Raw genomic sequence first — 588 nt, 5'->3', positions numbered from 1 at the left:
TGCGGCGAACGCCGACACCTTCGTTCCGCTGCCGGGTGGGGAACTCACCAAGACGCTGTCGGATGGCACCGTCGTGACCATTCGCCTGGTCGGGGAGTCGGCCAATATCAGTCCGTCCATGGGTGCGACACCGCTGCACCGCAACGCGTGGGTGTCCGGTAGCGCACAAGTGGAGCTGTCGGGCACGGCCGGGGGCAAGATCTTCCCGGGTTACACCGTTGGCTGCCAGGTCAACATTGCCGGTGGCGGTGCGACCGGCGGTGTGGACGGCAATGTGGACTGGAGCGACGGGCAGAACGTCACCGGTGGCGTGGGCGCCAACTCCGGCGGCAACCTCTCGCTCGGCCCCGGCCAGGCGAAGTCGTTCTACGTGCTCGACTTGGAGCAGGCTGATGACTTCGGCAACGAGACGCACAAGACTCGCAATGCTTTCAAGGGCACCAGCGGTTCGGTGACGTGGGCTGATGAGACCATCGGCCTGAACGGCTGCGGGGGCTACGCGCAGGCGCGGGCTTTCGTCAGTGTCGAGGTGGAAACCGACAATGTCATCACCTGGGTGACGTTGTGGGGACAGCCGTTCAGCCTCGG

Annotated in this window: 1 protein-coding gene; it reads left to right on the top strand. The window is 65.5% G+C overall.

The genetic code is table 11. The features are described 5' to 3' along the window. The coding region (locus tag ON21_RS24125) for an MspA family porin (protein WP_039801113.1) at positions 1-588 on the top strand (588 nt) is incomplete at both ends.

This window comes from Nocardia araoensis NBRC 100135 (assembly GCF_000308435.1).
Taxonomy (GTDB): domain Bacteria; phylum Actinomycetota; class Actinomycetes; order Mycobacteriales; family Mycobacteriaceae; genus Nocardia; species Nocardia araoensis.
The sequence above is the reverse complement of the archived record's forward strand: the minus strand, read 5'-3'. Positions and strand labels throughout refer to the sequence as shown.